Annotated in this window: 20 protein-coding genes and 1 pseudogene; 12 read left to right on the top strand and 9 right to left on the bottom strand. The window is 40.0% G+C overall.

Translation table 11 applies throughout. The features are described 5' to 3' along the window. Positions 1–160 precede the first annotated feature (160 nt). The 3 genes from upp to G4P69_RS15065 all read right to left on the bottom strand — a co-directional run bounded on the left by upp (position 161) and on the right by G4P69_RS15065 (position 3,481). Positions 161–796, bottom strand: coding sequence for a uracil phosphoribosyltransferase (upp, locus tag G4P69_RS15075; RefSeq protein WP_208338668.1), 636 nt, complete (start codon positions 794–796; stop codon positions 161–163). A 12-nt stretch (positions 797–808) separates the two neighbouring features. Beyond that, the gene (locus G4P69_RS15070; protein WP_208338666.1) at positions 809–2,017 is read right to left on the bottom strand and encodes a URC4/urg3 family protein; all 1,209 of its coding nucleotides are present in this window, start codon (positions 2,015–2,017) and stop codon (positions 809–811) included. Positions 2,018–2,224: 207 nt separating this feature from the next. Next, positions 2,225–3,481: a GTP cyclohydrolase II gene (locus G4P69_RS15065; RefSeq protein WP_208338664.1), complete on the bottom strand. Its 1,257-nt coding sequence runs from the start codon at positions 3,479–3,481 to the stop codon at positions 2,225–2,227. Between the two features lie 416 nt (positions 3,482–3,897). Between G4P69_RS15065 and G4P69_RS15060 the strand changes: the two genes are divergently transcribed. Beyond that, entirely contained in the window at positions 3,898–4,368 is a 471-nt protein-coding gene (locus tag G4P69_RS15060; RefSeq protein WP_208338662.1) for a tetratricopeptide repeat protein, read from the top strand. 262 nt (positions 4,369–4,630) lie between these two features. After that, the gene (locus tag G4P69_RS15055; RefSeq protein WP_208338660.1) at positions 4,631–5,629 is read left to right on the top strand and encodes a hypothetical protein; all 999 of its coding nucleotides are present in this window, start codon (positions 4,631–4,633) and stop codon (positions 5,627–5,629) included. 164 nt (positions 5,630–5,793) lie between these two features. Here G4P69_RS15055 and argJ read toward each other — a convergent pair whose 3' ends face one another. From argJ to G4P69_RS15040, 3 genes are all read right to left on the bottom strand, one after another. After that, entirely contained in the window at positions 5,794–7,104 is a 1,311-nt protein-coding gene (gene argJ / locus G4P69_RS15050; RefSeq protein WP_208338658.1) for a bifunctional ornithine acetyltransferase/N-acetylglutamate synthase, read from the bottom strand. A gap of 671 nt (positions 7,105–7,775) precedes the next feature. Then, entirely contained in the window at positions 7,776–9,251 is a 1,476-nt protein-coding gene (gene gatB / locus G4P69_RS15045; protein WP_208338656.1) for an Asp-tRNA(Asn)/Glu-tRNA(Gln) amidotransferase subunit GatB, read from the bottom strand. 118 nt (positions 9,252–9,369) lie between these two features. After that, positions 9,370–9,744, bottom strand: a complete 375-nt coding sequence (locus tag G4P69_RS15040) for a c-type cytochrome (RefSeq protein WP_208338654.1) — start codon at positions 9,742–9,744, stop codon at positions 9,370–9,372. A 209-nt stretch (positions 9,745–9,953) separates the two neighbouring features. Between G4P69_RS15040 and petG the strand changes: the two genes are divergently transcribed. The 3 genes from petG to G4P69_RS15025 all read left to right on the top strand — a co-directional run bounded on the left by petG (position 9,954) and on the right by G4P69_RS15025 (position 13,050). Next, positions 9,954–10,067 (top strand): cytochrome b6-f complex subunit V, encoded by a 114-nt coding sequence (gene petG / locus G4P69_RS15035; protein WP_048871568.1) that lies wholly within the window; start codon positions 9,954–9,956, stop codon positions 10,065–10,067. A 275-nt stretch (positions 10,068–10,342) separates the two neighbouring features. Further along, complete coding sequence (locus G4P69_RS15030) at positions 10,343–11,125, top strand: SDR family oxidoreductase (RefSeq protein WP_208338652.1); 783 nt, start codon at positions 10,343–10,345, stop codon at positions 11,123–11,125. A gap of 338 nt (positions 11,126–11,463) precedes the next feature. Next, positions 11,464–13,050 carry an alkaline phosphatase D family protein gene (locus tag G4P69_RS15025; RefSeq protein ID WP_208338649.1) on the top strand — a complete coding sequence of 529 codons (1,587 nt, stop codon included), beginning with the start codon at positions 11,464–11,466 and terminating at the stop codon, positions 13,048–13,050. A 135-nt stretch (positions 13,051–13,185) separates the two neighbouring features. Here the strand turns inward: G4P69_RS15025 and G4P69_RS15020 are convergent, their stop codons facing one another. Then, complete coding sequence (locus G4P69_RS15020; RefSeq protein ID WP_208338647.1) at positions 13,186–14,715, bottom strand: YifB family Mg chelatase-like AAA ATPase; 1,530 nt, start codon at positions 14,713–14,715, stop codon at positions 13,186–13,188. 241 nt (positions 14,716–14,956) lie between these two features. On the opposite strand from G4P69_RS15020, the gene G4P69_RS15015 reads away from it, so the two are divergent. After that, positions 14,957–15,310, top strand: a complete 354-nt coding sequence (locus G4P69_RS15015) for a histidine triad nucleotide-binding protein (RefSeq protein WP_208338645.1) — start codon at positions 14,957–14,959, stop codon at positions 15,308–15,310. Positions 15,311–15,386: 76 nt separating this feature from the next. On the opposite strand, the gene G4P69_RS15010 is transcribed toward G4P69_RS15015, so the two are convergent. Then, complete coding sequence (locus G4P69_RS15010; protein ID WP_208338643.1) at positions 15,387–16,025, bottom strand: iron-containing redox enzyme family protein; 639 nt, start codon at positions 16,023–16,025, stop codon at positions 15,387–15,389. Between the two features lie 617 nt (positions 16,026–16,642). On the opposite strand from G4P69_RS15010, the gene G4P69_RS15005 reads away from it, so the two are divergent. Together G4P69_RS15005 and G4P69_RS15000 are read left to right on the top strand one after the other, a co-directional pair. Beyond that, positions 16,643–19,432 carry an ATP-binding protein gene (locus tag G4P69_RS15005; RefSeq protein WP_208338642.1) on the top strand — a complete coding sequence of 930 codons (2,790 nt, stop codon included), beginning with the start codon at positions 16,643–16,645 and terminating at the stop codon, positions 19,430–19,432. Then, positions 19,432–20,826, top strand: coding sequence for a hybrid sensor histidine kinase/response regulator (locus G4P69_RS15000; RefSeq protein ID WP_208338640.1), 1,395 nt, complete (start codon positions 19,432–19,434; stop codon positions 20,824–20,826). Before G4P69_RS15005 ends, G4P69_RS15000 begins: the two co-directional genes overlap by 1 nt. Here G4P69_RS15000 and G4P69_RS14995 read toward each other — a convergent pair. After that, a complete protein-coding gene (locus G4P69_RS14995; RefSeq protein WP_208338638.1) occupies positions 20,808–21,542 on the bottom strand; it encodes a DUF554 domain-containing protein in 735 nt (244 codons plus the stop codon). The genes G4P69_RS15000 and G4P69_RS14995 overlap by 19 nt on opposite strands. Before the next feature lie 101 nt (positions 21,543–21,643). Here G4P69_RS14995 and recR point away from each other — a divergent pair, with 101 nt between their 5' ends. The 4 genes and pseudogenes from recR to G4P69_RS14975 all read left to right on the top strand — a co-directional run. Next, complete coding sequence (gene recR, locus G4P69_RS14990; RefSeq protein ID WP_208338804.1) at positions 21,644–22,267, top strand: recombination mediator RecR; 624 nt, start codon at positions 21,644–21,646, stop codon at positions 22,265–22,267. Positions 22,268–22,789: 522 nt separating this feature from the next. Beyond that, a complete protein-coding gene (locus G4P69_RS14985) occupies positions 22,790–23,806 on the top strand; it encodes a hypothetical protein (RefSeq protein WP_208338636.1) in 1,017 nt (338 codons plus the stop codon). Between the two features lie 520 nt (positions 23,807–24,326). Further along, the gene (locus G4P69_RS14980; RefSeq protein WP_208338634.1) at positions 24,327–25,739 is read left to right on the top strand and encodes a N,N-dimethylformamidase beta subunit family domain-containing protein; all 1,413 of its coding nucleotides are present in this window, start codon (positions 24,327–24,329) and stop codon (positions 25,737–25,739) included. A gap of 39 nt (positions 25,740–25,778) precedes the next feature. Then, positions 25,779–25,994: pseudogene (locus G4P69_RS14975) on the top strand (hypothetical protein); the annotation flags it as partial.

Raw genomic sequence — 25,994 nt, 5'->3', positions numbered from 1 at the left:
ACTCTTCAAAATCGCTTCACAAGAAAATAATGTATGTGCTAACCTGTAGTTTTTGAGCGATATCTGTCCAGCCTCAAAATTCTGGCTCACCAGTACTGTTGGCGAATGATTCACCCACAAAACATATTCTGAATTTCTTTGATAGCTTCTAATATCAGCACTATTTTGTGCCAAATAACCTATCCCCTACATCTCCTAATCCTGGGACAATATAGCCATGTTCATCTAGATGATCATCAATAGCAGCAGCGTAAAGTGGTACATCTGGGTGTGCTGTCGTAAAATGCTCAATACCTTCTGGTGCAGCAAGTAAGCAAACAAATTTAATAGACATCGGATTAGTTGATTTCACCCGCTCAACTGCGGCTACCGCCGTGTTACCAGTTGCCAACATTGGATCAACCACTAGCACATCTCGCTGCTCTACATCATGAGGAACCTTAAAGTAATACTCAATGGGTATCAGAGTTTTTGGATCCCGGTACAATCCAATATGCCCTACCCTTGCAGATGGCATAAGCTCCAGCATCCCATCTAATATACCCTGCCCTGCTCTTTGAATGGAAACAATCACCAGCTTTTTATCTTGGGCGAGTACTGGAGCATTCATTGAGGCTATAGGCGTTTTAATCGATTCATATTTTATAGGTAAATCGCGTGTCACTTCGTACGCTAACAATAAGCTAATTTCTTTAATTAGGGTGCGAAATGCTGCTGTACCAGTTTCAGCTTTGCGCATCAGCGTTAGTTTATGCTGAATCAATGGATGGTCAATTAGTATGACTTGATCTGCCATTTTAATAATAAGTTAAAATACTGTCCCATCACTTTCTATTTGTATTGGGGGAGTACCACCCTCTCTCAATTCATTGGCGATTTTTCGTCCAGATGTCCAGGTTCCACCTTGCAGGATTTTCACCAGTGGTAGTTCCTCTGCACTCATTCCCAACTGTTCGCGCACCACACCAGCGATCTGATCTAACAGAATTATCGTTAAAGCGCGCCATTCAACAATAACTTCAGAGTCAACCTTATGAGGTTTGAGCAAAATATCTGGTGTTTTGACACTGATTAACCCAAGATCGAGACATAATCCTCCATTACGATATTCTGCTAACCCTGTGAGAGTATCTAAGCCAGTGATCTCTATACCTAGTTCCTCTAATGGTTCTAGTAGAGAATAAGTAAGCCATTGCGACAGTTTATGAAATGGTACTAAATGATTGTCGGTAATATCTGGATGATACCAGACATCTCCCAGATTAACTCCAGCAAGTTCTATTCGTCCAGACCAAATCGGCGACAATCCTTCTAAAACAGCACTAAAAACTGCTGAAGCACTGAGCTGATTATTATCAGACTTAGTTAAGAGGTATTTTACCAGATTACCAGGACGAGGATTTTCTTCCCCAAACATATCAGGTGAAGAAAGTAGAACTTGACCTAATTTTTGCAATAATTTTAGCCGCCCAGCAATTCCTACTAAAGGATTTTCTGCATTCGCGGCAAACCCATGTGCTAATTCTTGTTCTGTTAATGCTTGCAATCTTTGTGCATCAACCCGCTCTTTATACTGTGGGTTACTGGAAAAAGCACCTTGGCAAAACATTTGAAAGCTTGCAACTGCTAAGCCTTCAGAACGCTTAAAACTTAGTCCTGTCTCTTGTTCATAATAACACCAAGTATTTCCTGCACCTGCGTCTAGCAAAACACTAATAATTGCCAAATCAAATTTGGCGATCGCTCTCTCTACTGATGTGAGTGTTGCTAACTTTTCATCTAATTTGGAATTCCGTGGTACGCCTCCAGCGTCAAAATGTCGCCAGCGACTGTGAAACGGAATTTGCAGATTTGGATACTCATGCCGCATGACTGAGATCACATAATCTGCTACTTTTCCTAGTTGTGTGAGATCGCAAGTAAAATAACGTGATTTGCCTTCAACTGCCATTGTAAACAGTTGCCCACAGCGTTCTCGGATCGCAGCAGGCGATCGCAAATAACTCACCAAATCCATTCTCGCTTTCTCCTCATTTGATACACCCTCAAATTTTTCTTATGGTGCGTTAGACGGAACATCGTAACGCACCGAAGCGTTATATAGCAGTTCTCATTTGTGTTTAATACACCCCCACTGTAAGGGCGTAGCCTCCGGCTTCTCGCAGAGTACGCCGTTCGCCCCTACAAATGTATTGCACCCAATCGAGAATCGCTATAAATAATGCTATTCCAAAGCCCGTCCCTTCACCTGTGCCAAATCACTTGCCTCCAAAACTTCCCCTGTGGTATAATAACCAGCAGATTTTTTCGCTTCAATTTCTACCCTTGCATCTGGGGGGATTAACTCTTCTGGGATTGGTATACGTTCCACAATCTCAATTCCCGATTGAGTAATAGCGTTGTATTTCATATTACTCATCGACACCATACGGTCAATGCGAGAGATCCCCAGCCAGTGCAATACATCTGGCATCAATTCTTGGAAGCGCATATCCTGGACACCCGCCACACACTCAGTGCGAGAAAAGTACGCATCGGCGCGATCGCCCCCTTCTTGTCGCTTCCGGGCATTGTAAACCAAGAATTTCGTCACTTCACCCAAAGCACGTCCTTCCTTACGGGAATAGACAATTACACCAGCACCACCTTCTTGGGCTGCTTGTACACACACCTCAATTCCATGTACCAGATAAGGGCGACAGGTACAAATATCTGAGCCAAAGACGTCAGAACCGTTACACTCATCGTGTACACGTACAGCTAAAGGTTTATTGGGATCAGCCACATTTTGAACATCTCCGACGATATATACCGTCAAACCTCCAATTGGCGGCAAAAAGACATCCAAATCTGGTCTAGTAACCAACTCTGGGAACATTCCCCCAGTTTGTTCAAATAAAGCGCGGCGTAAATCCCCTTCTGTGATTTTAAATCGCTTAGCAATTCCCGGTAAATACCAAACTGGTTCAATAGCAGCTTTAGTAACAACCAAATCGCCACCAGACTTCATAATCTTACCATCAATCTGCAAACGTCCTTTTGCTATCGACTCTTGCAGTTCTGGCATATTAATGTGAGCTTTAGTGATGGCAATTGTAGGACGGATGTCATATCCCTGTTCATAATACGGCTTAAACACCTCATTAACAATTGCCCCAAATGGGTCGAGGGAAACAATTTTATCGGGATCAGCCCAGCTCTTATGTGGTCCAATATGCTCCACAGGTGCCGTATTGGTGAGATCCGCTTTATGGTCTGATTGAAGCGCACCACTAGCTACTGCTAGTGCCCGATACACAGTATAACTGCCAGAGTGAGTCCCAACAACGTTACGGTGCGCTTGCTTTGTCAAAGTAGCAATCACTGGACCTCGTTGCATAGGATCACCTGCTCCCCAGATAATTGAGATTGGTTTGGGACCAAAACGATTAGGATGGGAAGTCAGAACAATATGCCTAAAATCATTATTTTGCTTTGGCATAGTCGTTTTTTTGTTAATTTTTGTTAATTTTTATGACTAGCAATTTGCGGGCATTGTGCCATACTAGTAGCCAAATCTTCAGGTTCGTCCTTACAGTATGGCTTAATCGTATTGGAGAATACAACAAACAATAGATCAATTGTTTAATTTATAGTTTATGCTTTTTCTGCTTAAAAACCCAAGTGGTATTTTATAAAGAAGAATTCAGGAGTCAGAATTTAGGAGTCAGAATGATTATTAGTTTAAAACCTTGTCCACTAGTAGTTACTGAGACAGGGGTTGATTCAGGAGGGTTAAAACATATCCCTTTATGATCTGTGTATTCTGACTTCTGACTCCTGTCTCCTGACTCCTTTTTTATTAGATCGTTTTTAGATAGACTTTGCTCTAAAGATACAACAAGTAACCACAGATTTATGGATTCTTTATTTATCGATTCTTTACTTGAAGACTTGAAAAACCCTGATGAAACAGTTCGGGAGCAAGCAACTACGAAAATCTGGCGCATCTGGTTTCAGCAAAAAGGAATTTATGGACTAGAAAAAATTGAACACAGTCAAAAGTTGCTGGAAGCAGGAAATATTACTGAGGCTGAAGATATTTTGACAGAACTTGTCAACAGACAGCCCGATTTTGCTGAAGCTTGGAATCGCCGTGGTTTTCTTTATTACAGCATTGGTGAGTATCGAAAATCTTTAGCTGATTGTCAGATGGTTGTTCAGCTTAATCCCGTGCATTTTGGTGCACTTCATGGTATGGGGTTATGTTATGCTGCTATGGGAAATCACGTTGAGGCTATCAAAGCTTTTCACCGCGTTCTACAAATTCAACCCTATTCCCTGATTAATCAACGATTCATTTTAGAATGCACTCTTCAATTAAGTTAAGAGGAAGTTCAACAAGTTTGAAGCCACTTTAATAGTGTGTATTTGCATCTACCGCTTGCTTGAGGTGTAGATAGTACTCGGTATAGCTAACGATAAAGAGGGTGGGCTTCAGTTACTCAACGCTGAGATCCCAACCCCTTCACAAAGAATCTGCTACATTCTCAGCAGCATCCACTTCTTGATGATACTCTTGAATATATTGTTCAACTAGGTCATTCTCATAAAAGCTATACTACAATTAGTTGATGTAGTTAACTTTTTCATGAGCAGTGATACTCACATCACCAAAATCTTATTTCTGGGAGCGAATCCTAAAAATAGGACAAAACTGCTCCTAGATAAAGAGCTTTGTGAAATTGCAGAAAGCTTACGTAGGTCAATAGATACACACTCAAAGATAGATAGTATAATTTTGCTACTCGTCAGTAGAAATTCTACTAATTCAGAACATCTAACTTTTGAGATAAAAGAGGCTTTAGAACGTTATGAAGTTAAAAGATATCGTATAATATTTATCATTATCGATACTGCTAGTTGTAATAACTCAGCGATTAAAAATTTCCAAGCTTTACCTACAGATAACAAATTACTAAGCAGGTGGCGAAAAGGTAAAGAAGAATTTTTGAGTGTTACTCAAGATGTTCGTGAGAAAGTTACAGAATTAACCGCCTCTTACCCTATTCAAAAATCTCTTAACCAAATAAAAACAGGCGTGAAACCTGTTTTAGCGACTGCTATTTTATACTTAAAGCCTTTTGTTACAAAAATATCAAGGAATGAAAGGCTGATTAATGCTGGTTTATTGCTGGTTGCAAAGCCTGTTTTCCTCATAGCTGGCGCTATATTGTTAAGTCCTCTAGTACCTGATATACTGGCATCTTTTTCAGAGAAACCTAATACAATTCTTAATCCAGCACCAAATGTAACCGCTATTGGTTGGATAAGACTAGGTATTGTTAACAATAACGTAACTAGCTTTTCTGTTGTAGAGCAACTGCTTCAATCTTCAGATCCTCACTTAGCCCCTAGTATTGATTCCCCTGTGGTTCCATCAATAGGGGCAGTTGTGAGTGTAAAAAATCCTGTCAATATAAGGAAAAGTATACCAGAAGAATACGACTCTGATTTACCAAGGAAAGTAGGTCTGCTGAAACCTCAACAGAAGCTGGTTATCCTGAGAGTACGTCGTTTAATGAACGTTTCATCTCGTATAGAAGTTTGGGCGCAAGTTGGGAAGTGTCAGAAAAGTTGTGAGAATTAGGAATTCAGGAGTCAGGAGTCAGGAGTCAGGAGTCAGGAGTCAGGAGTCAGGAGTCAGGAGTCAGGAGTCAGAATGAAAACATTAATTCTGTAGTACTGCCGGATGAATAAAAATTTCATTGCTTCTGAATTCTGACTTCTGAATTCTGTATTCTGACTCCTTCACTAAGTGGTGTACTCTGCGTTAATCTTCACGTAGTCGTAACTTAAATCACAACCCCAAGCTTTACCTGAACCATGACCATTGCCAATACTAACAGCTATAATCACTGGGTTGTCTAACCGTTGTGTCTTAACGCTGCTGCGATCAACTAACAGATCATTACTCATATTTGTGGCTGTTATATCTTTTGGCAAATGCTCCTCTGCTGCTTGTCTCAAATATGCACTTGCTGCTGCACGATCAAATGATAGGGGTTGACCATTTTCCATCAGCAAAAAGTTCCCTAACTGGATTTTTAAGCTTTCTTGTTCAAAAGGAACTCCTGCACGTCCAGCCGCAGCAGCTATACGTCCCCAGTTGGGATCACGTCCAAAAATCGCAGACTTTACTAAAGATGAACCTGCAATGGTTTTAGCAATTTGACGAGCTGATTGTTCGTCGGGTGCGCCTGTGACTTGTACTTCTATCAGGCAAGTTGCACCTTCACCATCACGGGCGATCGCTTTCGCTAAATGTTGGCAAACTGCTGTTAACATTGCCTCTAATTTTGTTGCTTCTACCCCCATTTCGGTTATTGCTGGGGTGCGAGATTCTCCGTTTGCAAAGGCTATCAAGCTGTCATTCGTGCTGGTATCTCCATCAACAGTGATAGAGTTGAAGCTCTTATCGGCTGCTCGACTTAACATTTGCTGCCATAGTGCTGGTGATACGGCGGCATCGCAAGTCACAAATGCTAGCATGGTCGCCATATTAGGATGAATCATCCCAGAACCTTTAGCAATCCCACCAATTCGTACTGGGCGATCGCCTATATTTGTTTCTAGTGCTATGGATTTTGTGACTAAGTCTGTGGTGATTATCGCACCGGCTGCTGCATCTGAACCTGATTCTGATAATGCTGCTATTAGTTGTGGAATTCCGGCTTTCAGTTGCTCCATTGGAATTCTTTTGCCAATAACACCCGTAGAAGCCAGCAGGACAGATTCTGACGGTATGTTCAGTGCTTGTCCTAGCATCATGGCACTTTCTAGGGCATCAAACCAGCCTTGAGTGCCTGTTGCGGCATTTGCTTGTCCGGCATTACACAAAATAGCACGAGCGCTTTGCTTCGAGAGTAGGCGTTGGCGACAATAATCTACACAAGCGGCTTTCACCTGGCTTGTGGTGAATACTCCTGCTGCGATCGCGTCTACATCTGATAGTATCAAAGCCAAATCAGGCAATCCTGAAGGCTTTAGTCCGGCTGTAATACCTGCCGCTTTATACCCTCTAGGTGCTGTTACTCCACCTGGAATTGTTTGCCAATCTACCATTGTTTTGTCCCCCCACAACTCCGTCAGGTTGCGTAACAAGAGATTATATCAAGTTTTGCTCAATATGTTGTGATTCTTCCTAACAATCCACAGCCACACAACTATTGAGGCATAAAAAAGAAAAAAGAGAGCCACTTGGGCAGCTCTCCAGATCATCAGGGTGCATCTTCGTATCATAGTATAACACTATCGGGTTGAGGGGTGCGACCCCTTATTTATATTTTTTTTGTAAAATATTATTAAGAAATCTCAGTTGTATTACGTAAGTGAAAATTCTGCTTCTTAATTTTAAAAAATCATCAAAAATGTAATACATTTTACTTCTCTCAAACTACAGTTAATAAAAAAGGGTATGTGAGAAATCCATGACTGTAGAGCTTTTTGTCCTAAAGGATTACTTATTATACTCAGTCGATTTGCTGACGGCATCTTACTACAACAGATTTTGATAGCGAGAGCGTGTTTTTCCTTGTCTGTTGTTAAAAATCAATCGCAGAGAAAAAGAGAGCCACTTGGGTAGCTCTCCAGATCATCAGGGTGCATCTTCAATAGCAGAGTATACCATTTTCGACATGAGGGGTAAGACCCATTTTTATTTGTTTTTTTTGCTAAGCATATTTGAAAAAATATCTAGCACACATCTTGATATTGAGTGACGCTTCAAGATATGCTTATATGTTTAGCTTTTTATCAACTAGCTCGTTGGTCAGCTTAGGATCAGCACGCCCTCCAGTTTGTTTGAGTACTTGTCCAACAAAGAATCCCTTAAGGTTTGTTTTACCGCTTTTATATTTTTCCAGTTCTTTGGGATTTGCAGCTATGACCTGATCAACGATAGGTTCGAGAATGCTGGCATCAGAGATTTTCTCTTCACCCTTAAAAATTTCGTCAGGAGAACCACCATTTAGTAAGTCTGGTAACTTGTCTTTTGCCTGTTTATTACTGATAGTGCCTTTTTCAATCAGATTTATTGTCTTGGCAAGGTTGGTGGGTGTAAGGGCAATTTGTGTGATGCTAAGTTTTTGCTTGTTGAGGTAAGCAGCAATATCCTGAGTAATCCAGTTAGCAGCTTGTTTAGGATTTGCACCAGTTGCTATGGCTGCCTCAAAATATTGAGACACTGCGATTTCTTCTGTCAACACCCGCGCATCGTAAGTTGAAAGCCCTAACTCATTTTCATAGCGATCGCGTTTCTGCGCAGGCAATTCTGGCAATTCGCTACGCCAAGTTGCTAGTTGTTCCTCACTAACTTCAATGGGACCTAAATCTGGTTCAGGGAAGTAGCGGTAATCGCTGGAACCTTCTTTACTACGCATACTAATCGTGCGCTGTGTGCTTTCTTCCCACAGACGAGTTTCTTGCACAATACGCTCTCCAGCTTCTACTGCTGCAATTTGGCGCTCTATTTCGTATTCAATCGCCCGTTGAATGGCGTTGAATGAGTTCATGTTTTTGATTTCTACTTTTGTGCCAAACTTTTCTTGTCCAACAGGACGTATAGAAATATTGACATCGCAGCGTAGAGAACCTTCTTGCATGTTGCCATCACTCACACCAAGATACCGCAAAATGCGGCGTAATTCTTGAGCGTATTCAGCAGCTTCTTGTCCAGAGCGCAAATCAGGTTCTGAGACAATTTCTACCAATGGCACACCGGCTCTGTTGTAGTCTACTAGAGAGTAGGTCGAACCTGAAAGGCGATCGCTACCAGCGTGGACTAACTTTCCAGCGTCTTCCTCCATGTGTAAGCGAGTAATGCCAATTTTTTTCCGCCTTGGATTACCGTCAGCATCGACTAACTCGATTTCTAACCAACCATGTTCAGCAATAGGTAAATCATATTGAGAAATTTGGTAGTTTTTTGGTAAGTCTGGGTAAAAGTACTGCTTGCGATCAAATTTACTATATTTGGCAATTTGACAATTCAATGCTAGACCAGCTTTGACGGCGTATTCTAAAACCTTTTCATTTAGAACAGGTAATACTCCAGGTAGACCCATGCAAACTGGATCGATGTTAGTGTTGGGTTCAGCACCAAAGGCCGTAGAGCTATTCGAGAAAATCTTTGTGTTGGTACTGAGTTGACAATGGGTTTCTAGCCCGATAATTGCCTCATACTCGGTTTTGACTAAAGCTGAAGAAGTCATAAAATCAAAAATTCTGGCTAATCTTGATTCAGGGTACTATTGTAGACTGCGTTGGACTAACTCTGTGAGAGGGATCTCTGAGCAGGGGGAGCAAAAGGGGAAAATTTAAGGATTGATTTTATAAAGTTTCTAAATAACTTAATAAATCGGCCATTTCTTGAACTTTTGGCTTGAATTTAGGCATTGGTGGTGTATCTCCACTAATAACCTGATGAATTAGGCCATATGGAGATTTTCGCTTAGAGACGGCTTGTAAACTAGGCCCAACTGAACCAAAAGCTTCCAATCCATGACAACCAGCACAGTTAATTTGAAAAATAGCGTGTCCTTGAGTTGGGTCGCCCTTGAGTAATAGAACGCTTCTAACGTAGGGATCAGAGGTTCTATATATGTTAACAGCAAAAATGCCCAAAACGACTGCTAGCACAATTGCCAGCGCCAGTATAGCGATATGCTGAATCAGAATTTTGGGTTTGCTAATCTGGTTATCCAAAAGGTTTGCTGTTTAAGACAAAGTGTACAGAAAGTTTTCTTTTCATACACATAGCTTAAAAGTTCTTGATTGTGTCTGCAAGCACAAATTGGGGTTTTGAGACCCCTTCTTAGCCGAAAAACATTTCCAGATGCGGGATTCACGCCACATTTGGTAAAATCAAGGGTGAGAAGTAAATTATCGAAATAATTGTACCAAGGAGATTTAACGTGGTAGAACCCTTACTTGATGGTATTGTTCTAGGTCTCATATTTGTTACTCTTGCTGGATTGTTTTACAAAGCTTATGAGCAATATAAGCGTGGCAATCAGCTAGGTCTTTGATACTCCCTCTGAATTAGCTTCCGCCAGAGCAGGTAAGATTGGAGGGTCGCTCCTCCAATCTTACCTGCTCGATTTCCGCTTCATATATAGAGTGTACTTGTGCTCATTAGTCAAGCTATTTTTAATACAGCAAGTATGGTGTTGAAGAGACGGAGCTTTCAGTCTCCCGTACTATCTTGGTAATTAAAACTTTCTTCCGCTAGCGGTATGAATTAAAGGTGAGCGTAATGTTAGATAGCTAGGGAGTTATGAAAAATTGAAATAATAAAAAAATTATGGAGCTTACAGATAAGGTAGCCCTCGTAACAGGAGCAGGTTCTGGAATTGCTAAAGCAACAGCGAAGTTGTTTGCACAAAAAGGCGCAAAAGTCGCTGCCCTAGGACGGACAAAGGATGAGCTAGAAGAAACTGTTTCTGAAATTCAAAGCAAAAATGGTGAAGCAATACCGTTAATTGCTGATGTTTCTCAACCAGAGCAAATGGAGCAAGCAACCCAAGAAATTATAGATAAGTGGGGACGCTTAGATATAGTGTTTGCTAACGCTGGTATTAACGGTGTATGGGCACCTATAGATGAATTAGCACCCGAAGAGTGGAATAAAACAATCAACATTAACTTGACAGGAACTTTCTTAACTGTTAAGTATGCTGTGCCTTACCTGAAAAGGCAGGGTGGTGCTATAGTTATCACTTCTTCTGTGAATGGCACACGTATGTTCAGTAACAGCGGTGCAACTGCTTATTCTTGCACCAAAGCAGCACAAGTTGCCTTTACCAAAATGGTAGCGTTGGAACTTGCTAAAGACGGTATTCGCGTCAACGTCATTTGTCCAGGTGCTATTGAAACAAATATTGACGATAGTACGCAAAAACGAGATCTAGAACACGTTCATGATCCTGTTGAGTTTCCTGAAGGGAAGATTCCGTTAACACATGGTAAACCAGGAACATCAGAACAGGTTGCACAGTTAGTGTTCTTTTTGGTATCAGATGCTTCCAGGCACATCACTGGTACAGAAGTTTGGATTGATGGTGCAGAGTCTTTACTTAAAGCTTGACATCGTGAACCGCAAGATAAAACAAAATAACAAATACAGTTTCTTGGGCGTACGGCGTACGCCTTTTTGATAGGTAGCAAAATTTAGGTGATAGGTATAGATTTTTAGTCTCACCTTAACAAAAATGCCATTTTTCTTTAGTTTTTCCTTAAAAGAGTCTTAATAAAGATGCCTTAGAGTACAAAATCAAAGCGCACTGATGCAAGTTTGTTACAACTCTATTGCTGTGGATTAACCATTGAAATCTGGGCTTACGTCTAAAAAAGCGCCCTATTAGTAACCCCTGGGTTGGTTTCGTGAAACTCCATAGAGCATTTTAAACTACATTTTTTGATTTTATGAACTCTAAATCTCCCATAAACCTTAGCCGTCGGAAGTTTTTAATAAGCGCAGCCCTCACAAGTGGAGGAATTATTGGCACCAATCTTGTATCAAAATCTTTAGCTCAAGCACCTGCCATTATCACATCTGATAAAGTACGTCCCTCCATACCCTATGGGGTAGCTAGCGGGGATATTAATGGGAGGAATGCTGTTATTTGGAGTCGCAGCAATCAACCATCTAAAATGATCGTAGAATACGCGACAGATGAATCTTTCCGTGGTGCGCGGCGTGTTTTTGGACCAAATGCGCTAGAAAATAGTGACTTTACAGCACGGGTTTATCTTAAAGATTTGCCACTAAATGAGCAGATTTATTATCGAGTGCTTTTTCAAGATTTAGATAATACAACAGTTTACAGCGAACCGGTTACAGGTACTTTCCGAACTCCTCGTGCAGGTCGTCGAGATGTATTTTTTGCTTGGTCTGGTGATACGGCTGGTCAAGGATGGGGTATTAATCCCGATTTTGGAGGCATGAAAATTTATGAGTCCATGCGTAAACTTGATCCAGACTTTTTTATCCATTCTGGCGACAACATTTATGCTGATGGCCCTATCCTATCCCAAGTAACGCTGGACGACGGTAGCATCTGGAAAAATATCACCACACCAGAAAAATCAAAAGTAGCGGAAAGTTTAGCAGAGTTTCGTGGTAATTACAAGTACAACTTGTTAGATGACAATATCCGTCGCTTTAATGCCCAAGTTCCTTTACTACTACAATGGGACGACCATGAAACCCGCAACAACTGGTACCCAGGACAAATCATTATGGATGATAACCGGTATACAGTTAAGGATGTTTCCTTGTTAGCAACACGCGCAAGGCAAGCCTTTTTGGAGTACGCTCCTATTCGCTTGAATAAAGAAGAGCCTTCAAGAATTTACCGCTCATTTAAGTATAATGAATTACTAGATGTTTTCATGCTTGATGAGCGCAGCTACCGAGGACCAAATTCACCAAATCGACAAACACAAGCAAGTGCAGAAACAGCATTTATTGGCGAGACACAAGTAGAGTGGTTGAAAAAACAGTTAAAGAAATCAACAGCTACATGGAAAGTCATCGCTAGTGATATGCCTATTGGACTGATAGTTGCAGATGGTCCAGTTAACTTCGAAAGCTTTGCTAATGGAGATGGTCCAGCTTTGGGACGAGAATTAGAGCTTGCTGATCTGCTACGGTTTATTAACCGCGAAAATATTAAGAATGTTGTTTGGTTAACAGCGGATGTACATTACGCAGCCGCTCACTATTACGACCCTAACAAAGCTCAGTTTACCGACTTCAAACCTTTCTGGGAGTTTGTTGGAGGTCCCCTCAACGCTGGTACTTTTGGTCCTAACCAACTCGATAATACCTTTGGTCCACAAGTCAAGTTCAACAGTATACCCTCTGATTTGAAAGCAAATCGACCCCCAAGTGATGGTTTGCAATTCTTTGGTAGCGTCAAAATCAACAGTGATACAGAGGTAATGACGGTATCGTTACACAATATAGACGGTAAAGTTGTCTATACTGTAGATCTGCAACCGGAATAATAGTTATTAAGAATTCAGGAGACAGAATACAGAATACAGAATGTATCATCGTATAAAGTAGAATGTGTTTTTAACATGGAGAATAAGAAAAATTTTTCTTATTCTGACTTCCGACTCCTGAATTCTGACTCCTTTTCATTGCATTCTATCTATCGTACGGTACTGAATGGCTTCAGCAACGTACTGGGGTTTTAAGTCATCATCCGCGGCTAAATCGGCAATGGTACGTGCTACTTTGAGAATACGATCGCTCGCCCTTGCCGATAAGCCTAATTTCCTAATCGCGCTTTCTAATAAGTTCTGGCTACTATCATCCAATACACACCATTTTTGAAGGTGGCTACTCTGCATATGTGCATTGCAGCGTAAATTTGATTCAGTTTTAAACCTATGTACGGCGCGATCGCGTGCTGCTTGTACCCGTTCTCGAACTTGTGCAGATGATTCTCCTGTGGGCTGTTGAATAATCTCCTCTGGTTTGAGACGATTAACTGCAACTTGCAAATCAATTCTATCCATTAAAGGGCCAGAAAGCTTTGCCCAATATTGCTCCCGTTGCCGAGGAGAACAAGTACAATTTTGGATAGTATCGCCGTAGTAACCACAAGGGCAAGGATTTGTACTAGCAACCAATGTAAATCTAGCTGGAAACACTACAGATTGCCTAGTCCTGGAAACTGTTACAGAGCCATCTTCTAAAGGCTGACGTAGGAATTCTAAAACATCACGTTTAAACTCGGTGAGTTCATCCATAAAAAGTACACCTTGATGAGCTAAAGAGATTTCTCCAGGACGGGGAACACTACCACCACCAACTAGAGAAGGACCAGAAGCCGAGTGGTGTGGACTACGGAAAGGGCGATCGCGTACCAAAGACCCCCTGTTTTTTAATAAACCAGCCACCGAATGAATCCGAGTCACTTCTAAAGCTTCAGGAAAAGATAATGGTGGTAAAATACCAGGTAACCGCCGCGCTAACATCGTCTTACCACTACCCGGTGGTCCCACAAATACCAAATTGTGTCCACCTGCCGCTGCAATTTCCAAAGCACGACGAGCATGGATCTGCCCTTTTACATCCTTCAGATCTGCTTGTAAAGATCTTGTATGTAATTCTTTGAGCGTATCATCAAGCTGCACAGGTTTGTAGCGCCCTGGATTATTTACAAAATCAGTGACCTCTGATAGCTTGTTAAAAGCGTAGACTGCTAGTCCTTCGACGACTGCCGCTTCTTGTGCATTGTCATAAGGAACAACCAAACCAGTAATTCCCATCTTTTGCGCACTAGCAGCAATAGGCAAAATACCCGCAACAGGAAGTAATGTACCATCAAGAGAAACTTCCCCTAAAAACAGAAAATCTCCCAACAACTCGGCACTGAGTTGCTCAGAAGCTGTCAAAATTCCTATACTAATAGGCAAATCAAAATAGGGACCTTCTTTGCGTAAATCTGCTGGTGTCAGATTAATGACAATCTTTTTCATAGGGAAAGCAAAGCCAGCATTTTTCAGAGTTGCTTTCACCCTTTCACGTGACTCCTGAATAGCTGAATCTGGAAGTCCTAAAACGATAATTCCTGGTAATCCCCCCGAGACATCGACCTCGACACCTACTTTTACAGCGTCGATACCTACAATTGATGCGCTCCAGACTCTAGCTAACATAGAGGAATCTTTGATTTAGTGATGATTTTAATAGAAAGAATTCAGGAGTCAGGAGTCAGGAGTCAGAATCTCATTTATTCTGGCTCCTGTATTCTGAATTCTGACTCCTTGTTTAATATTCCCAAATTCCAGCAAATATCACTGCGTATAAACACTTACAGTTTTTCAAATTTTTCGGGGTTAAATAACAAGCACAAGCCTGATAAAGTGGTTGAGGGCGTTTATTTATTTTGGTAAATTGATGAGTAATACGAAAGAGACAATTTTTAGTAAAATTATTCGGCGGGAAATTCCAGCCAATATTGTTTACGAAGATGACTTAGCGCTTGCCTTTAAAGATATTAACCCCCAAGCACCCGTTCACATTCTCGTCATTCCGAAAAAACCTATTGTTAACATAGCTGAAGCTGAGCCTGACGACTGTAACCTTTTGGGACATCTATTGTTAGTAGCTAAGCAGGTTGCTGAAGAAGCAGGACTACAAACAGACGGTTATCGCATAGTTATCAATAATGGTTCTGATGGCGGTCAAACTGTTTTTCACCTGCATTTGCATATTTTAGGTGGACGGCAAATGGCATGGCCGCCAGGTTAATATTAGGAACAGCTTAATTTAGATATCTCAATGAGATAGGGGTGAGCAGCTGTCCACCCCTAAAAGTCTATTGCTTTTAGGTCAGAGGATTACCTACCATCGTAGCTAAGAAGTTAATTGCATATTGGCCACCCTTGTGAATTTTGCTTAATTCACATCTATTAGACATAATAATTTCTATAGCTTCATGTCCTGCTTTTTGATGCTCTTTCTCCACAGCATCATGTATGATAAAATACTCTGACTCTACTACAGCTTTTTCTGGTATGTTGACAGCCATACAAGATTTCTTGAGCATATTTAGAATATCATAGGCAGGAGCTTCTAAGCCAACGATGAATCCAATAGCTTCATCCTGGCTCATCCGGCATAAATTGCTTACTGTTGCTTCAAAAAATTGGTTTAAGAGGATATCCACATTTTGAGTAATTAGTTTTGCATAAGGAGACTGGTTAATTAACTCATGCAGTAATTTACTATGAATTTTATTTCTATTGCCAGAGCCACACTCACCATATGCTATTTCTGCTAACAAATATTGGATGTCTGGGCTATTTACTCTGGCTAATGCTGCTCCGTGTAATCGAGCAACTTGACTAGAGAGGTATAACCATTGCCGCAAAAATTTTACTGCATCTTTAATTCCTACTGCAATAACCTGCTTGCGAAATTCTGAGCGAAGAAGATCTTCAATATTTTCTATTGAAATTAACATGGAGTACTCCAAACGTATTATTTTCGAGTATATTCAAGATATTGTGATATTAATCAAACCATATGAAATGTACGATTTTCAATCGTGTTAGTACTTATAAAATATGATTGTCTGATAAAGAATTTCTTGTTTGTATTCCACAAAATTGAAGCAACTATAAACTATTTTTGCATATTTAAATAGACTATATCTCATCTTTGCACTAGTTAAAGGTAAATTTGCTGGAATCTCTCTGTCGTGTGCTGTCTATTATCTATTCATAACGTATACGCAGAGAGTTTGTAAAAATTTCTATGTTTTCTTAAGCAGAATTTCATCCATTACTTTATTTGAACTTTAAAATCTCATGATATTTTTACGAAAAACAAGGGCAATATAGAAACATGTATAATTATATCTATAATCTATAGAATCAATATCGAAAATAGCTAGTCTATACCTAATTTTCAGAAATTTCAATTTATAAATAATCAACACAAAATTTACAACATCCTTATATTTTTTGGTAAATATGGAACTATAAAGAAAAGAGTTCACTAACGATGATTTCTTAGTCTTTAATTAAGTTGGTAATTTCAAAACACAAAGCAGGTGAATAATATTATTAAAAAATAATCATGACTAAACTTAGAAAATTATTGGACCAAAGTACAGAAACCATATTTCGCAGACTCCGACTAAGAACAATTTTGATTGTTCCCTTTGTGATACAAATTTGCATCACTGTTGTGTTAGTCGGATATTTCTCCTTCAAGAATGGCCAGAAAACAGTTAACGATTTAGTTATCGAGTTGCAAAGTGAAGTTAATTCTAAGGTTTTTCTCCATTTAGACTCCTACTTAAAGCTTCCAGTTTATATCAATAAAATTAATAATGATTTAATAAATTTAGGCATCTTAGATTATCACAATTCGGATGTTTTAGAAAAATATTTTTATACGCAAATCAAAAACTCTAATATTAGTTATATTAACTTTGGTCATGTGAATGGAAAATTTACAGGCATACTGAAAGATAAAAAAGATGGAGAACGAGTTAATTTTAATCTTGAGGTTTTAGACAGTTCAGGTGATAGAAAAATGTCTGTCTATAACATGAATTCTGACGGTACGAGAGGTAAGCTATTAAAGACTTGTAATACAGACCCGTTATTAGACCCTTGGTATACTGATGCAGTTAAGGCAGGTAAGCCGATTTGGAGTAAAATTTACCAATGGCAAAACTTAGACGCTATTTCCATTTCTTACAGTTATCCAGTATATAATCCCCAAAACCGTTTAATCGGTGTTTTAGGAACAGATTTAAAGCTTTCACTGATTAGCCGTTTTTTACGAGATATCAGGATTAGCCCAAATGGTAGAGTGTTTATTTTAGAACGCAACGGACTTCTAGTTGCTAACTCTAATGCTCAGCCTCCATTTAAACATAAGAATGGCAAAATTCTACGTATAAAAGCAGAAGAAAGTGATGATCCTCTAATCAAGACTACAGCCCAGCATTTAAAAGCATTATTTGATTTTAACAAAGTTCAGAGTGATCAACATATACAATTTCAAGCAAAAGGACAAAACATTTTTGTCAAGGTTGCGCCTTGGACAGATGAGTTTGGGTTAAATTGGTTAGTGATTGAGGCAGTTCCAGAAGCTGACTTTATGGGACAGATTCATCAAAATACCCGTAATACTATTATCTTATCGCTATTAGCCCTACTAATATCTCTAGTGGTTGGTATTATTACAGCTCGATGGATTACTCAACCAATTATTAGGCTAAAAGATGCTGCAACAGCTTTTGCTAACGGAAACTTTGAGCAAACGGTGCCCACAAACCGACAGGATGAACTTGGTGTGTTAACCATAGCTTTTAATAGTATGGCTTCACAACTGCAAAACGCCTTTATCACTTTACAAAAAACTAATCAAGAATTAGAACAAACTAATCTGTTGTTGGAACACAGAGTTGAAGAACGAACTGCTGAACTCAAAGATGCAAAAGAATTTGCAGATGCGGCTAATGCGGCTAAAAGCGAATTTCTTGCTAATATGAGTCACGAGTTAAGAACTCCTCTCAATGGGATTTTGGGTTATGCCCAAATTCTGATGCGTGAAAAACAATCTACACCAAAACAACAAGATGCTTTCAATATTATTTACCAATGTGGTTCTCACCTGCTGACATTAATCAATGATATTTTAGACCTTTCTAAAATAGAAGCGCGTAAGTTAGAACTAGTTACTGAAGATTTTCCATTTATCGGCTTCCTCAACAGCATTGTAGAAATTTGCCGCGTTCGTGCTGAACAAAAAGGGATCCAGTTTAGATACGAAGCATTAAACAAATTGCCTCAGTACATCCATACTGATGAAAAACGTTTACGACAAGTATTAATTAATTTATTGAGTAATGCCATCAAGTTCACTGATAAAGGTGGTGTGTTTTTTAGAGTTGGTGTTGTAGATGAATCCATTGAAGGTAGGTATTGTATACGCTTTGAAGTGAGAGATACGGGAGTGGGGATGACAGCAGAGCAATTAAAAAAGATTTTTATGCCTTTTGAGCAAGTTGGCGATCGCCACCGCATGACTGAGGGCACAGGGTTAGGGCTGGCAATTAGTCATCAAATTGCTCAAATGATGGGTAGCCAGATCCATGTAACAAGCACCTTGGGAGAGGGTAGTACTTTTTGGTTTGATGTGAATGTCATCGCTGCTTCACAGTCGCTAGAAATTGATACTCACAAGACTACCCAAAATATTGTCGCTTATGAAGGTAAACGTCGGCAGATTTTGATAGTTGATGATCGTTGGGAAAATCGTTCTGTGATTCACAACCTATTAGAACCACTAGACTTTAAGTTAATTGAAGCCAGTAATGGTGAGGAAGGTTTAGAGCAAGCACTCATCCATCAACCCGATTGTATTATCACCGATTTGTCTATGCCAGTGATGGATGGACTAGAGATGGTGGAAAAATTGCGATCGCTTCCTCAATTTCAGCACACTGTTATCATTGCCTCTTCTTCCAGCGTGTTTGATTTTAACCGTCAACAGAGCCAAGCCACAGGTTGCAATGGTTTTCTACCCAAACCGATTCAATCTGATGAATTGCTAGAACAGTTGGGTTTTCACTTGGGTTTAACTTGGATTCAGGAATCAGAAACTCTTTCTTGCGCCGTTCATCCTCAGAATCCTATTGTCTTTGTATTTCCTTGTGTTCAAGAGTTAAAAATCTTGCAACAAGCGGCTCGCATGGGTGATATTGACACCCTAGAACAAGAAGTGCAACGTATTCTACTGTTAGATAAATCCTACAAGCCATTTGCTGACCAATTATTACAACTGCTTCAGGAAATGAATGAAGTAGCAATTCTCAAATTTATTCAGCAGGCAATAGCAGAGGTAAAATAATGTCTACAACTCAACCTAACCAGATTTTAATCGTAGATGATAACCCCACTAATATTAAAGTTTTATTCGATTGTTTAAAATCACAAGGGCACCGAGTATTTATTGCTCAGAGCGGCGAGAGTGCATTGGAAAAACTAGAAGTAGTGACCCCAGATTTAATTTTATTAGATGTGATGATGCCTGGGATCGACGGCTTTGAAACCTGCCGTCGTCTTAAAAGTACTCAAAGCACTCAAAATATACCTGTAATTTTTATGACTGCCTTGAGTGAAACAGAACATAAAGTTAAAGGGTTTTCTTTGGGGGCAGTTGATTATATTACCAAACCTTTTCAACAAGAAGAAGTTTTAGCAAGAGTCAATGTGCATTTACAACTATGTAACCTCAATCAAGAACTACGAACAGTTAATGAACAACTAGAAAACCGGGTAGCAGAACGAACAGCGAGGCTCATGTATACCCTAGAGCAAATGCAAAACATGCAAATCCAACTTATACAAAGTGAAAAAATGTCTGCATTGGGTAATCTAGTTGCTGGAGTGGCACACGAAATCAATAACCCTATCAGCTTTGTCACTGGTAATATTTCTCCAGCTAAACAATACTTACACGATTTATTGAAACTTATTGCTTTGTATCAAGCAGAATATCCCGAGCCTAGTGCAGTCATTCAAAAAACAATTAAATCTATTGATTTAGAATATATAAAACAAGACTTCCCTGAACTGTTGAATTCAATGGAAATAGGGGTTGAACGTATTTTTGATATTAGTCATAGTTTGCGAAGTTTCTCCCGCACAGATACACTACAAAAACACGCATTCGATATTCATGAAGGACTTGATAGTACTCTTTTAATTCTAAAACATCGCTTAAAAGCTAATGAACATCGTCCCGATATTAAAGTGATCAAAAATTATGGTGACTTACCGCCAATTGAGTGCTTACAAAGTCATCTTAATCAAGTATTTATGAACATTTTAGCCAATGCAATTGATGCTTTGGAAGAATCGAATATAGGACGTACTTTCGACGAAATTAACTCAAGTCCTAATACCATTACCGTGACAACAAATATTAGCCAAGATGAACAATATGCAGTGATTGCTATTAAAGATAATGGCACAGGTATACCACAACACGTTAAAGCACAAATGTTCGACTATCTTTACACTACCAAGGTCTCTGGTAAAGGAACAGGATTAGGTTTAGCAATCTGCCATAAAATTGTTGTTGAAGAACATCATGGAAAAATTGATGTGAATTCTCAACCTGGTGAGTGGTCAGAGTTTGTAATTACTATTCCGATTCAGGCAAACATAAAGAATAGAGAATACCTAGCACCTGATAGGGAGTGCTGTTTGGTTGGTGCTAGCTATCTCAGCCATAAGTAAAGCATAGGTGCAATAATTAAGCTTGGTAGTAAAGAAGCTACTCTAATTTGCGCTATTGCCAATAAGTTTAATCCCAATCCTAAAATTGTTAAACCACCTACACCTGTGATTAGCAACAAGCAGGGATGATTGGTTGGGTTCGGTAAGACTTGGAGTAACAATCCAGCTATGAGGGAGACACTACCTTGGTACAAAAGCACTACTACAGATGAAAACCCTACTCCGATACCAAAGCTGCTACTAAGAGCGATCGCGCTAATTCCGTCCATCGTCGCCTTAAGCATGAGTAGTGTGTTATTCCCCGTTAAACCGTTGTTAAGACTGCCGATTAAAGCCATAGGTCCAACACAAAATAGTAAACTACTAGCTACAAAGCCATCTGTAAAGTGTCCGTGACCTTGAAAGCGTGCTTTGAGTACCTCACCAATAGAATACAGCCTTTCTTCTAGTCGCCACCACTCACCCAAAACACCTCCCAATGTGATCGCGATTAGTCCCAATACTACACCATCAACCCGGCTATTCTTCACTTGAGTCAAGCTGCTAGCCATTTGAAATCCAATGAATAGGGTGATCAACCCCACTCCTTGTGTGATGATCTTCTGCATCTGCGAGGGGAGATGCTTCTTTAAGAGTAAACCAGTGGTTGTACCTACAATAACGCTGACGGCATTGATCCAAGTGCCGTTGGTTCTCGCCCAAAAATCTAGTGTCAATTCTCGTCACCCTAAACGCTCTACTTAATTTAATAGCGCGATCGCTCTTTTGTAACCCCCATTTCTCACGTCTAGAACTCCTTCCGGATTGCTATATTGGTATAGTCAAATATTTTGGAGACAAGACAACGGTTTACGCACGCCCTTTAGCACGATTAATTGAGCAACTGCAACGCTTACCAGGAGTAGGACCAAAAACTGCTCAACGCCTAGCCTTGCATATTTTAAAGCGACCAGAAACAGAAGTACAAGCTTTGGCCCAAGCCTTAATCGATGCAAAAAAGCAGGTTGGTTTGTGTTCTGTCTGCTTTCACCTATCAGCTGAGCCAGTTTGTGAAATCTGTCGCAACCCTAACCGTGATAACAGTACTATTTGCGTCGTAGCAGATTCTCGTGATGTAATCGCCTTAGAAAAAACTCGTGAGTACAAAGGCAAGTATCATGTTTTAGGTGGAGTAATTTCCCCAATAGATGGTATTGGTCCAGAACAGTTAACTGTACAAGCTTTGGTAAGGCGAGTCAGTCAACAAAATCCATCAGAGGTGATTTTGGCGATTAGTCCGAGTGTTGAGGGTGAGACAACAACGTTATATGTTGGTCAATTACTCAAGCCATTTACCAAGGTGACGCGGATTGCTTTTGGTTTACCAGTAGGCGGAGATTTGGAGTACGCTGATGAAGTCACTCTTGCACGAGCTTTGGAAGGACGGAGAGAGTTAGATTAACCTTTGATTCCAATACTTTGCCTGTATAGTTAACAATCAGTAGATCACAAAGTTTTTTAGAACCCCTGCCGCATCCGCATTTCACCAAAATACCCAGATGCTGTTTTTTGTCACGGATTGTACAATCCGTGACAAAAAACAACCTTATATAAACTTTTTATAAAATTGATAGTTGATGGTTGTGTTGTTGTGTTGCATCATTGTATTATGATGGTGCAAAAAAAATCACAAGTCAACCTGCATCCACCAAAATCAATTAGTCGCAGGTTCAAAACTAGCGCTGATTGAGGATCATTAAATCTTTGATTTAGTCGAAGTATTCAAAGTCTTTATTCATCCGCGATCTCAGCAGCGAGCGTTTGTCCGCTCTCTCTTATTGATCTGGAGTTTGGTAAAAATTTCATAGTTCCATGGGGTTATTGAGCCACGAAAGCCATCTCCTCAATAACAAGAACAAATCTGCTTTGCTATGTTCTAGTAGCTTTTTATAACAATTTGATATTTTTAGCGTCACGTCTAATAATGCCCTTGATTAATCATATTTTTCAGATCATCCTATTTTCAGTCATCTTTTTTGGTCCTGCTGGTCTATCCCTAGCTTTTACAGTGGCAGGGCACAATAGTGACCTTCATAAACTGTCAGCGTATCATCTCCTTAGCTTCTTGACAATTTGGAGTGGAATTCAGGTATGTATTGCTCTATTGCTGGGATTGATGGGTCAGTTCAACATTTGGACAGTATTGTGGATGGAATCGATGATGCTGGTGGCTGGACTTGGATTATTAATATGTTCTAGGCGTTCTTTCTTGAGAATTTCGGTAATTAGGCCATTGAGTCAGCAATTAACAGCAACTCCTGAGCTAACCCTAATATTTTACATTACTAGCTTGGGTATTATTTTGTTTTTGTACTCAGCGGTTCAGCCTATTATTGACTCCGATTCACTGTGGTACCATCTCCCATCAATGGCACGTTGGTATCAAGATTTTTCATTTACAAAGCTTCCTGAATTTGCTAGATTCACTGCTGCCACATCCATGGTGGAACAAATTGGTTACTATCCCTATACTTGGGAAGCATTCTGTACTCTTTTTATTCTTCCCTTCAAAGAGGATTTTCTAGTAACCTTACCTAACTTAATTGCATGGGTGATGTTAGGTTTATCAATAGGAGTTATAACTTACGGAATTCGTGAACAACGAGGGTTTGAACGCGCTAGTATCTATGGCGATACCTACAAATATGTGTCAGAGAAATTGAAGCCGGGCGAAAAAATTGGTTACATTTTTAGTGTGCGCAGTTACTTACTGTATGGAAAAAACCTTGACAAGAAAGTGGTTTATCTGAGTTCTTGCTCCTTAAATGATTTGCATAGGCTGGATATATCATTCATTGCCTTAGGTCCCTTCACAGATGGAAATTTTTCTTCTACTGAAGAGGCCGATTGCATACTTAACAATCCTAACTTGTTCACTCCGTTATTACACGTCAACCCAAACTTTTCTCAAGCGTTGTATAAAATTTCGGTCAACCCGTAACCCAAAAGATAAGTAGGGAAAGGAAGAAATTTTTGATATGAGACAGCTATTTGCTATCAAATAGCTGTTTAAAAATTAAATTCCACACTAAAAAAACTTAACAAAATAAAAATTATATGAGAATATAGTAAAGATTTTGTAGACATAATAGCCATTTAAACTTTTTATTAAGCCTTTTTAGGATAATAAATCCTGAAGATCAAAAACATTCGTTAACCGAGCAATGCACTTTTTATCCATCTGACTATCAAGAATTCAGTATCAATTGTTTGCAAGTGGGTAGCAAATTAATCTTGCTATTTCTCTGTAACTTCTCTGGAGAAAAAATTCTTCATAGCTGAATACCTCAGATGAATCTGAGTTCAGGATGCTGTATTTAGTGTGTCATTATCTGCTGACAGAGTTCGCTCGTCAGCTAAATCTAATTTCTGTCAATTCTAACTTGCCAAGCTTGTAAGAAATCCAAGCTCAGCGCTCATATGGATTGACTCACCATGCTATTTTTAAGGTATCTACTACTATGGCGAATGCGATTGTTATAGAAAATCAAAAACCTGGTACAACCAACTGGAAGATCACTAATCAAGCTTCAAATGAGATTGCTGGCTATGCCTCAGCCACAAGTGTAAATAAAGGCAGCTCTATAGCTTTCAAAGTTTCCCTAGCAAGGCGTGGAAGATTCACAATTGATGTGTATCGCTTAGGTTACTACGGAGGTAATGGTGGTAGGTTGATAACCAGCAGTGGTTCACTCAATGGAAGCGCTCAACCAGCTTGTACACTTAACTCTACTACCAGACTCGTGGAGTGTAATTGGTCAACTTCTTATACGCTTTTTGTTGGTCTTGATTGGACTAGCGGTCTGTATATTGCCAAGCTAACTGATTCTAGTACTGGTAAGCAATCTCAGATATGGTTTGTCGTTCGTGACGACAGTAGAACCTCTGATATTTTGTTCCAGAGCAGCTTCAATACTTTTCTGGCTTACAGCAACACTGGTGGTTATAGCTTGTACGGATTCAATAGTATCAATGGTCAAGCGGCGGTGAAGGTTTCTTATGATAGACCATTCTCAGAAACGACCACTTTAACTGGTGAGTTCAACAACTTGCTGCGTTGGGAGTACAATATGGCCCGGTGGTTAGAGTCTCAAGGTTATGATGTAACTTATGTGACTAATGTAGATGTTCACTCAAACTCCCAGTTATTGAGGACTCATAAGGTATTTCTCTCAGTTGGGCATGATGAATATTGGTCGCTACAGCAGCGCAATAATGTTCAGAACTCTCGCGATGCAGGAATAAATTTAGGGTTTTTCAGTGCGAATAGCGCGTACTGGCGAGTAAGGTTTGAGAACTCGAGAACTGGGGTAGCTAATCGGGTGATGGTTTGTTATAAGGCTGCAGCAACAACTTCTGAGCCAACTACAAAGTTCCGCGATCCAATTAACAATCTCCCCGAAAGCGCCTTAATAGGAGTGATGTACATCGGTGATATCGATGATGTTTATGCTGGGTTCGATTTTGTGATTCAAAATAGTACAGACTCCTATTACGCCAATACTGGTTTGAAAGACGGTGATAAGCTCACTGGGTTAGTGGGTTTTGAATGGGATGCAGTGAATGGAAACGCATCGCCAAGCGGATTGATTACTTTATCTAACTCGCAAACATTGAACACCCTATCATCCAGCGACACTCAAGGTTTTCCTCCTGGAGCAAATCCTCAAGTATCAAATGCAGTTCGTTACACTGCGCCTAGTGGAGCCAAAGTGTTTTCAACAGGCTCGATTCAATGGGTATGGGGGTTAGATAGTGATGGTGTGACTAATCCTCGTGAAGATAATCGTGCAAAGCAAATAGCAGTCAATGTGCTGGCAAGTATGGCAGTTAAACCCACCACTCCAAGCTCATTCATTGTTGTGCCTGCATAGTTGAAATCATCCCATTATTCAGTATTAGGAATTTGATTTATGAATTTAAGAATCCCACGTAGACGATTTGGTCAGTTGGCGATCGCCAGTGCCGCAACAGCTGCAATTGCAAACTTGGCGGGTAAGGTTGTTGCACAGTCAGCGCCAGGAACCCTTTATAGTGCAAAAGTTTCTAACAGCAACTCCACATCTCCTTCTGATGCCAACAGTACCCCCCAAATTACTATCAGAGCTTCCAACCCCACGACTGGTCAA

Source organism: Aetokthonos hydrillicola CCALA 1050 (assembly GCF_017591665.1).
Lineage (GTDB): Bacteria > Cyanobacteriota > Cyanobacteriia > Cyanobacteriales > Nostocaceae > Aetokthonos > Aetokthonos hydrillicola.
Note: the sequence above shows the minus strand (reverse complement) of the source record. Positions and strands in the feature narration are given on the sequence as shown.

Coding starts and splice junctions, on each gene's coding strand:
- upp (WP_208338668.1), bottom strand. CDS start 796: ATGGCAGATCAAGTCATACTAATTGACCATCCATTGATTCAGCATAAA.
- G4P69_RS15070 (WP_208338666.1), bottom strand. CDS start 2,017: ATGGATTTGGTGAGTTATTTGCGATCGCCTGCTGCGATCCGAGAACGC.
- G4P69_RS15065 (WP_208338664.1), bottom strand. CDS start 3,481: ATGCCAAAGCAAAATAATGATTTTAGGCATATTGTTCTGACTTCCCAT.
- G4P69_RS15060 (WP_208338662.1), top strand. CDS start 3,898: ATGGATTCTTTATTTATCGATTCTTTACTTGAAGACTTGAAAAACCCT.
- G4P69_RS15055 (WP_208338660.1), top strand. CDS start 4,631: ATGAGCAGTGATACTCACATCACCAAAATCTTATTTCTGGGAGCGAAT.
- argJ (WP_208338658.1), bottom strand. CDS start 7,104: ATGGTAGATTGGCAAACAATTCCAGGTGGAGTAACAGCACCTAGAGGG.
- gatB (WP_208338656.1), bottom strand. CDS start 9,251: ATGACTTCTTCAGCTTTAGTCAAAACCGAGTATGAGGCAATTATCGGG.
- G4P69_RS15030 (WP_208338652.1), top strand. CDS start 10,343: ATGGAGCTTACAGATAAGGTAGCCCTCGTAACAGGAGCAGGTTCTGGA.
- G4P69_RS15025 (WP_208338649.1), top strand. CDS start 11,464: ATGAACTCTAAATCTCCCATAAACCTTAGCCGTCGGAAGTTTTTAATA.
- G4P69_RS15020 (WP_208338647.1), bottom strand. CDS start 14,715: ATGTTAGCTAGAGTCTGGAGCGCATCAATTGTAGGTATCGACGCTGTA.
- G4P69_RS15015 (WP_208338645.1), top strand. CDS start 14,957: ATGAGTAATACGAAAGAGACAATTTTTAGTAAAATTATTCGGCGGGAA.
- G4P69_RS15010 (WP_208338643.1), bottom strand. CDS start 16,025: ATGTTAATTTCAATAGAAAATATTGAAGATCTTCTTCGCTCAGAATTT.
- G4P69_RS15005 (WP_208338642.1), top strand. CDS start 16,643: ATGACTAAACTTAGAAAATTATTGGACCAAAGTACAGAAACCATATTT.
- G4P69_RS15000 (WP_208338640.1), top strand. CDS start 19,432: ATGTCTACAACTCAACCTAACCAGATTTTAATCGTAGATGATAACCCC.
- G4P69_RS14985 (WP_208338636.1), top strand. CDS start 22,790: ATGCCCTTGATTAATCATATTTTTCAGATCATCCTATTTTCAGTCATC.
- G4P69_RS14980 (WP_208338634.1), top strand. CDS start 24,327: ATGGCGAATGCGATTGTTATAGAAAATCAAAAACCTGGTACAACCAAC.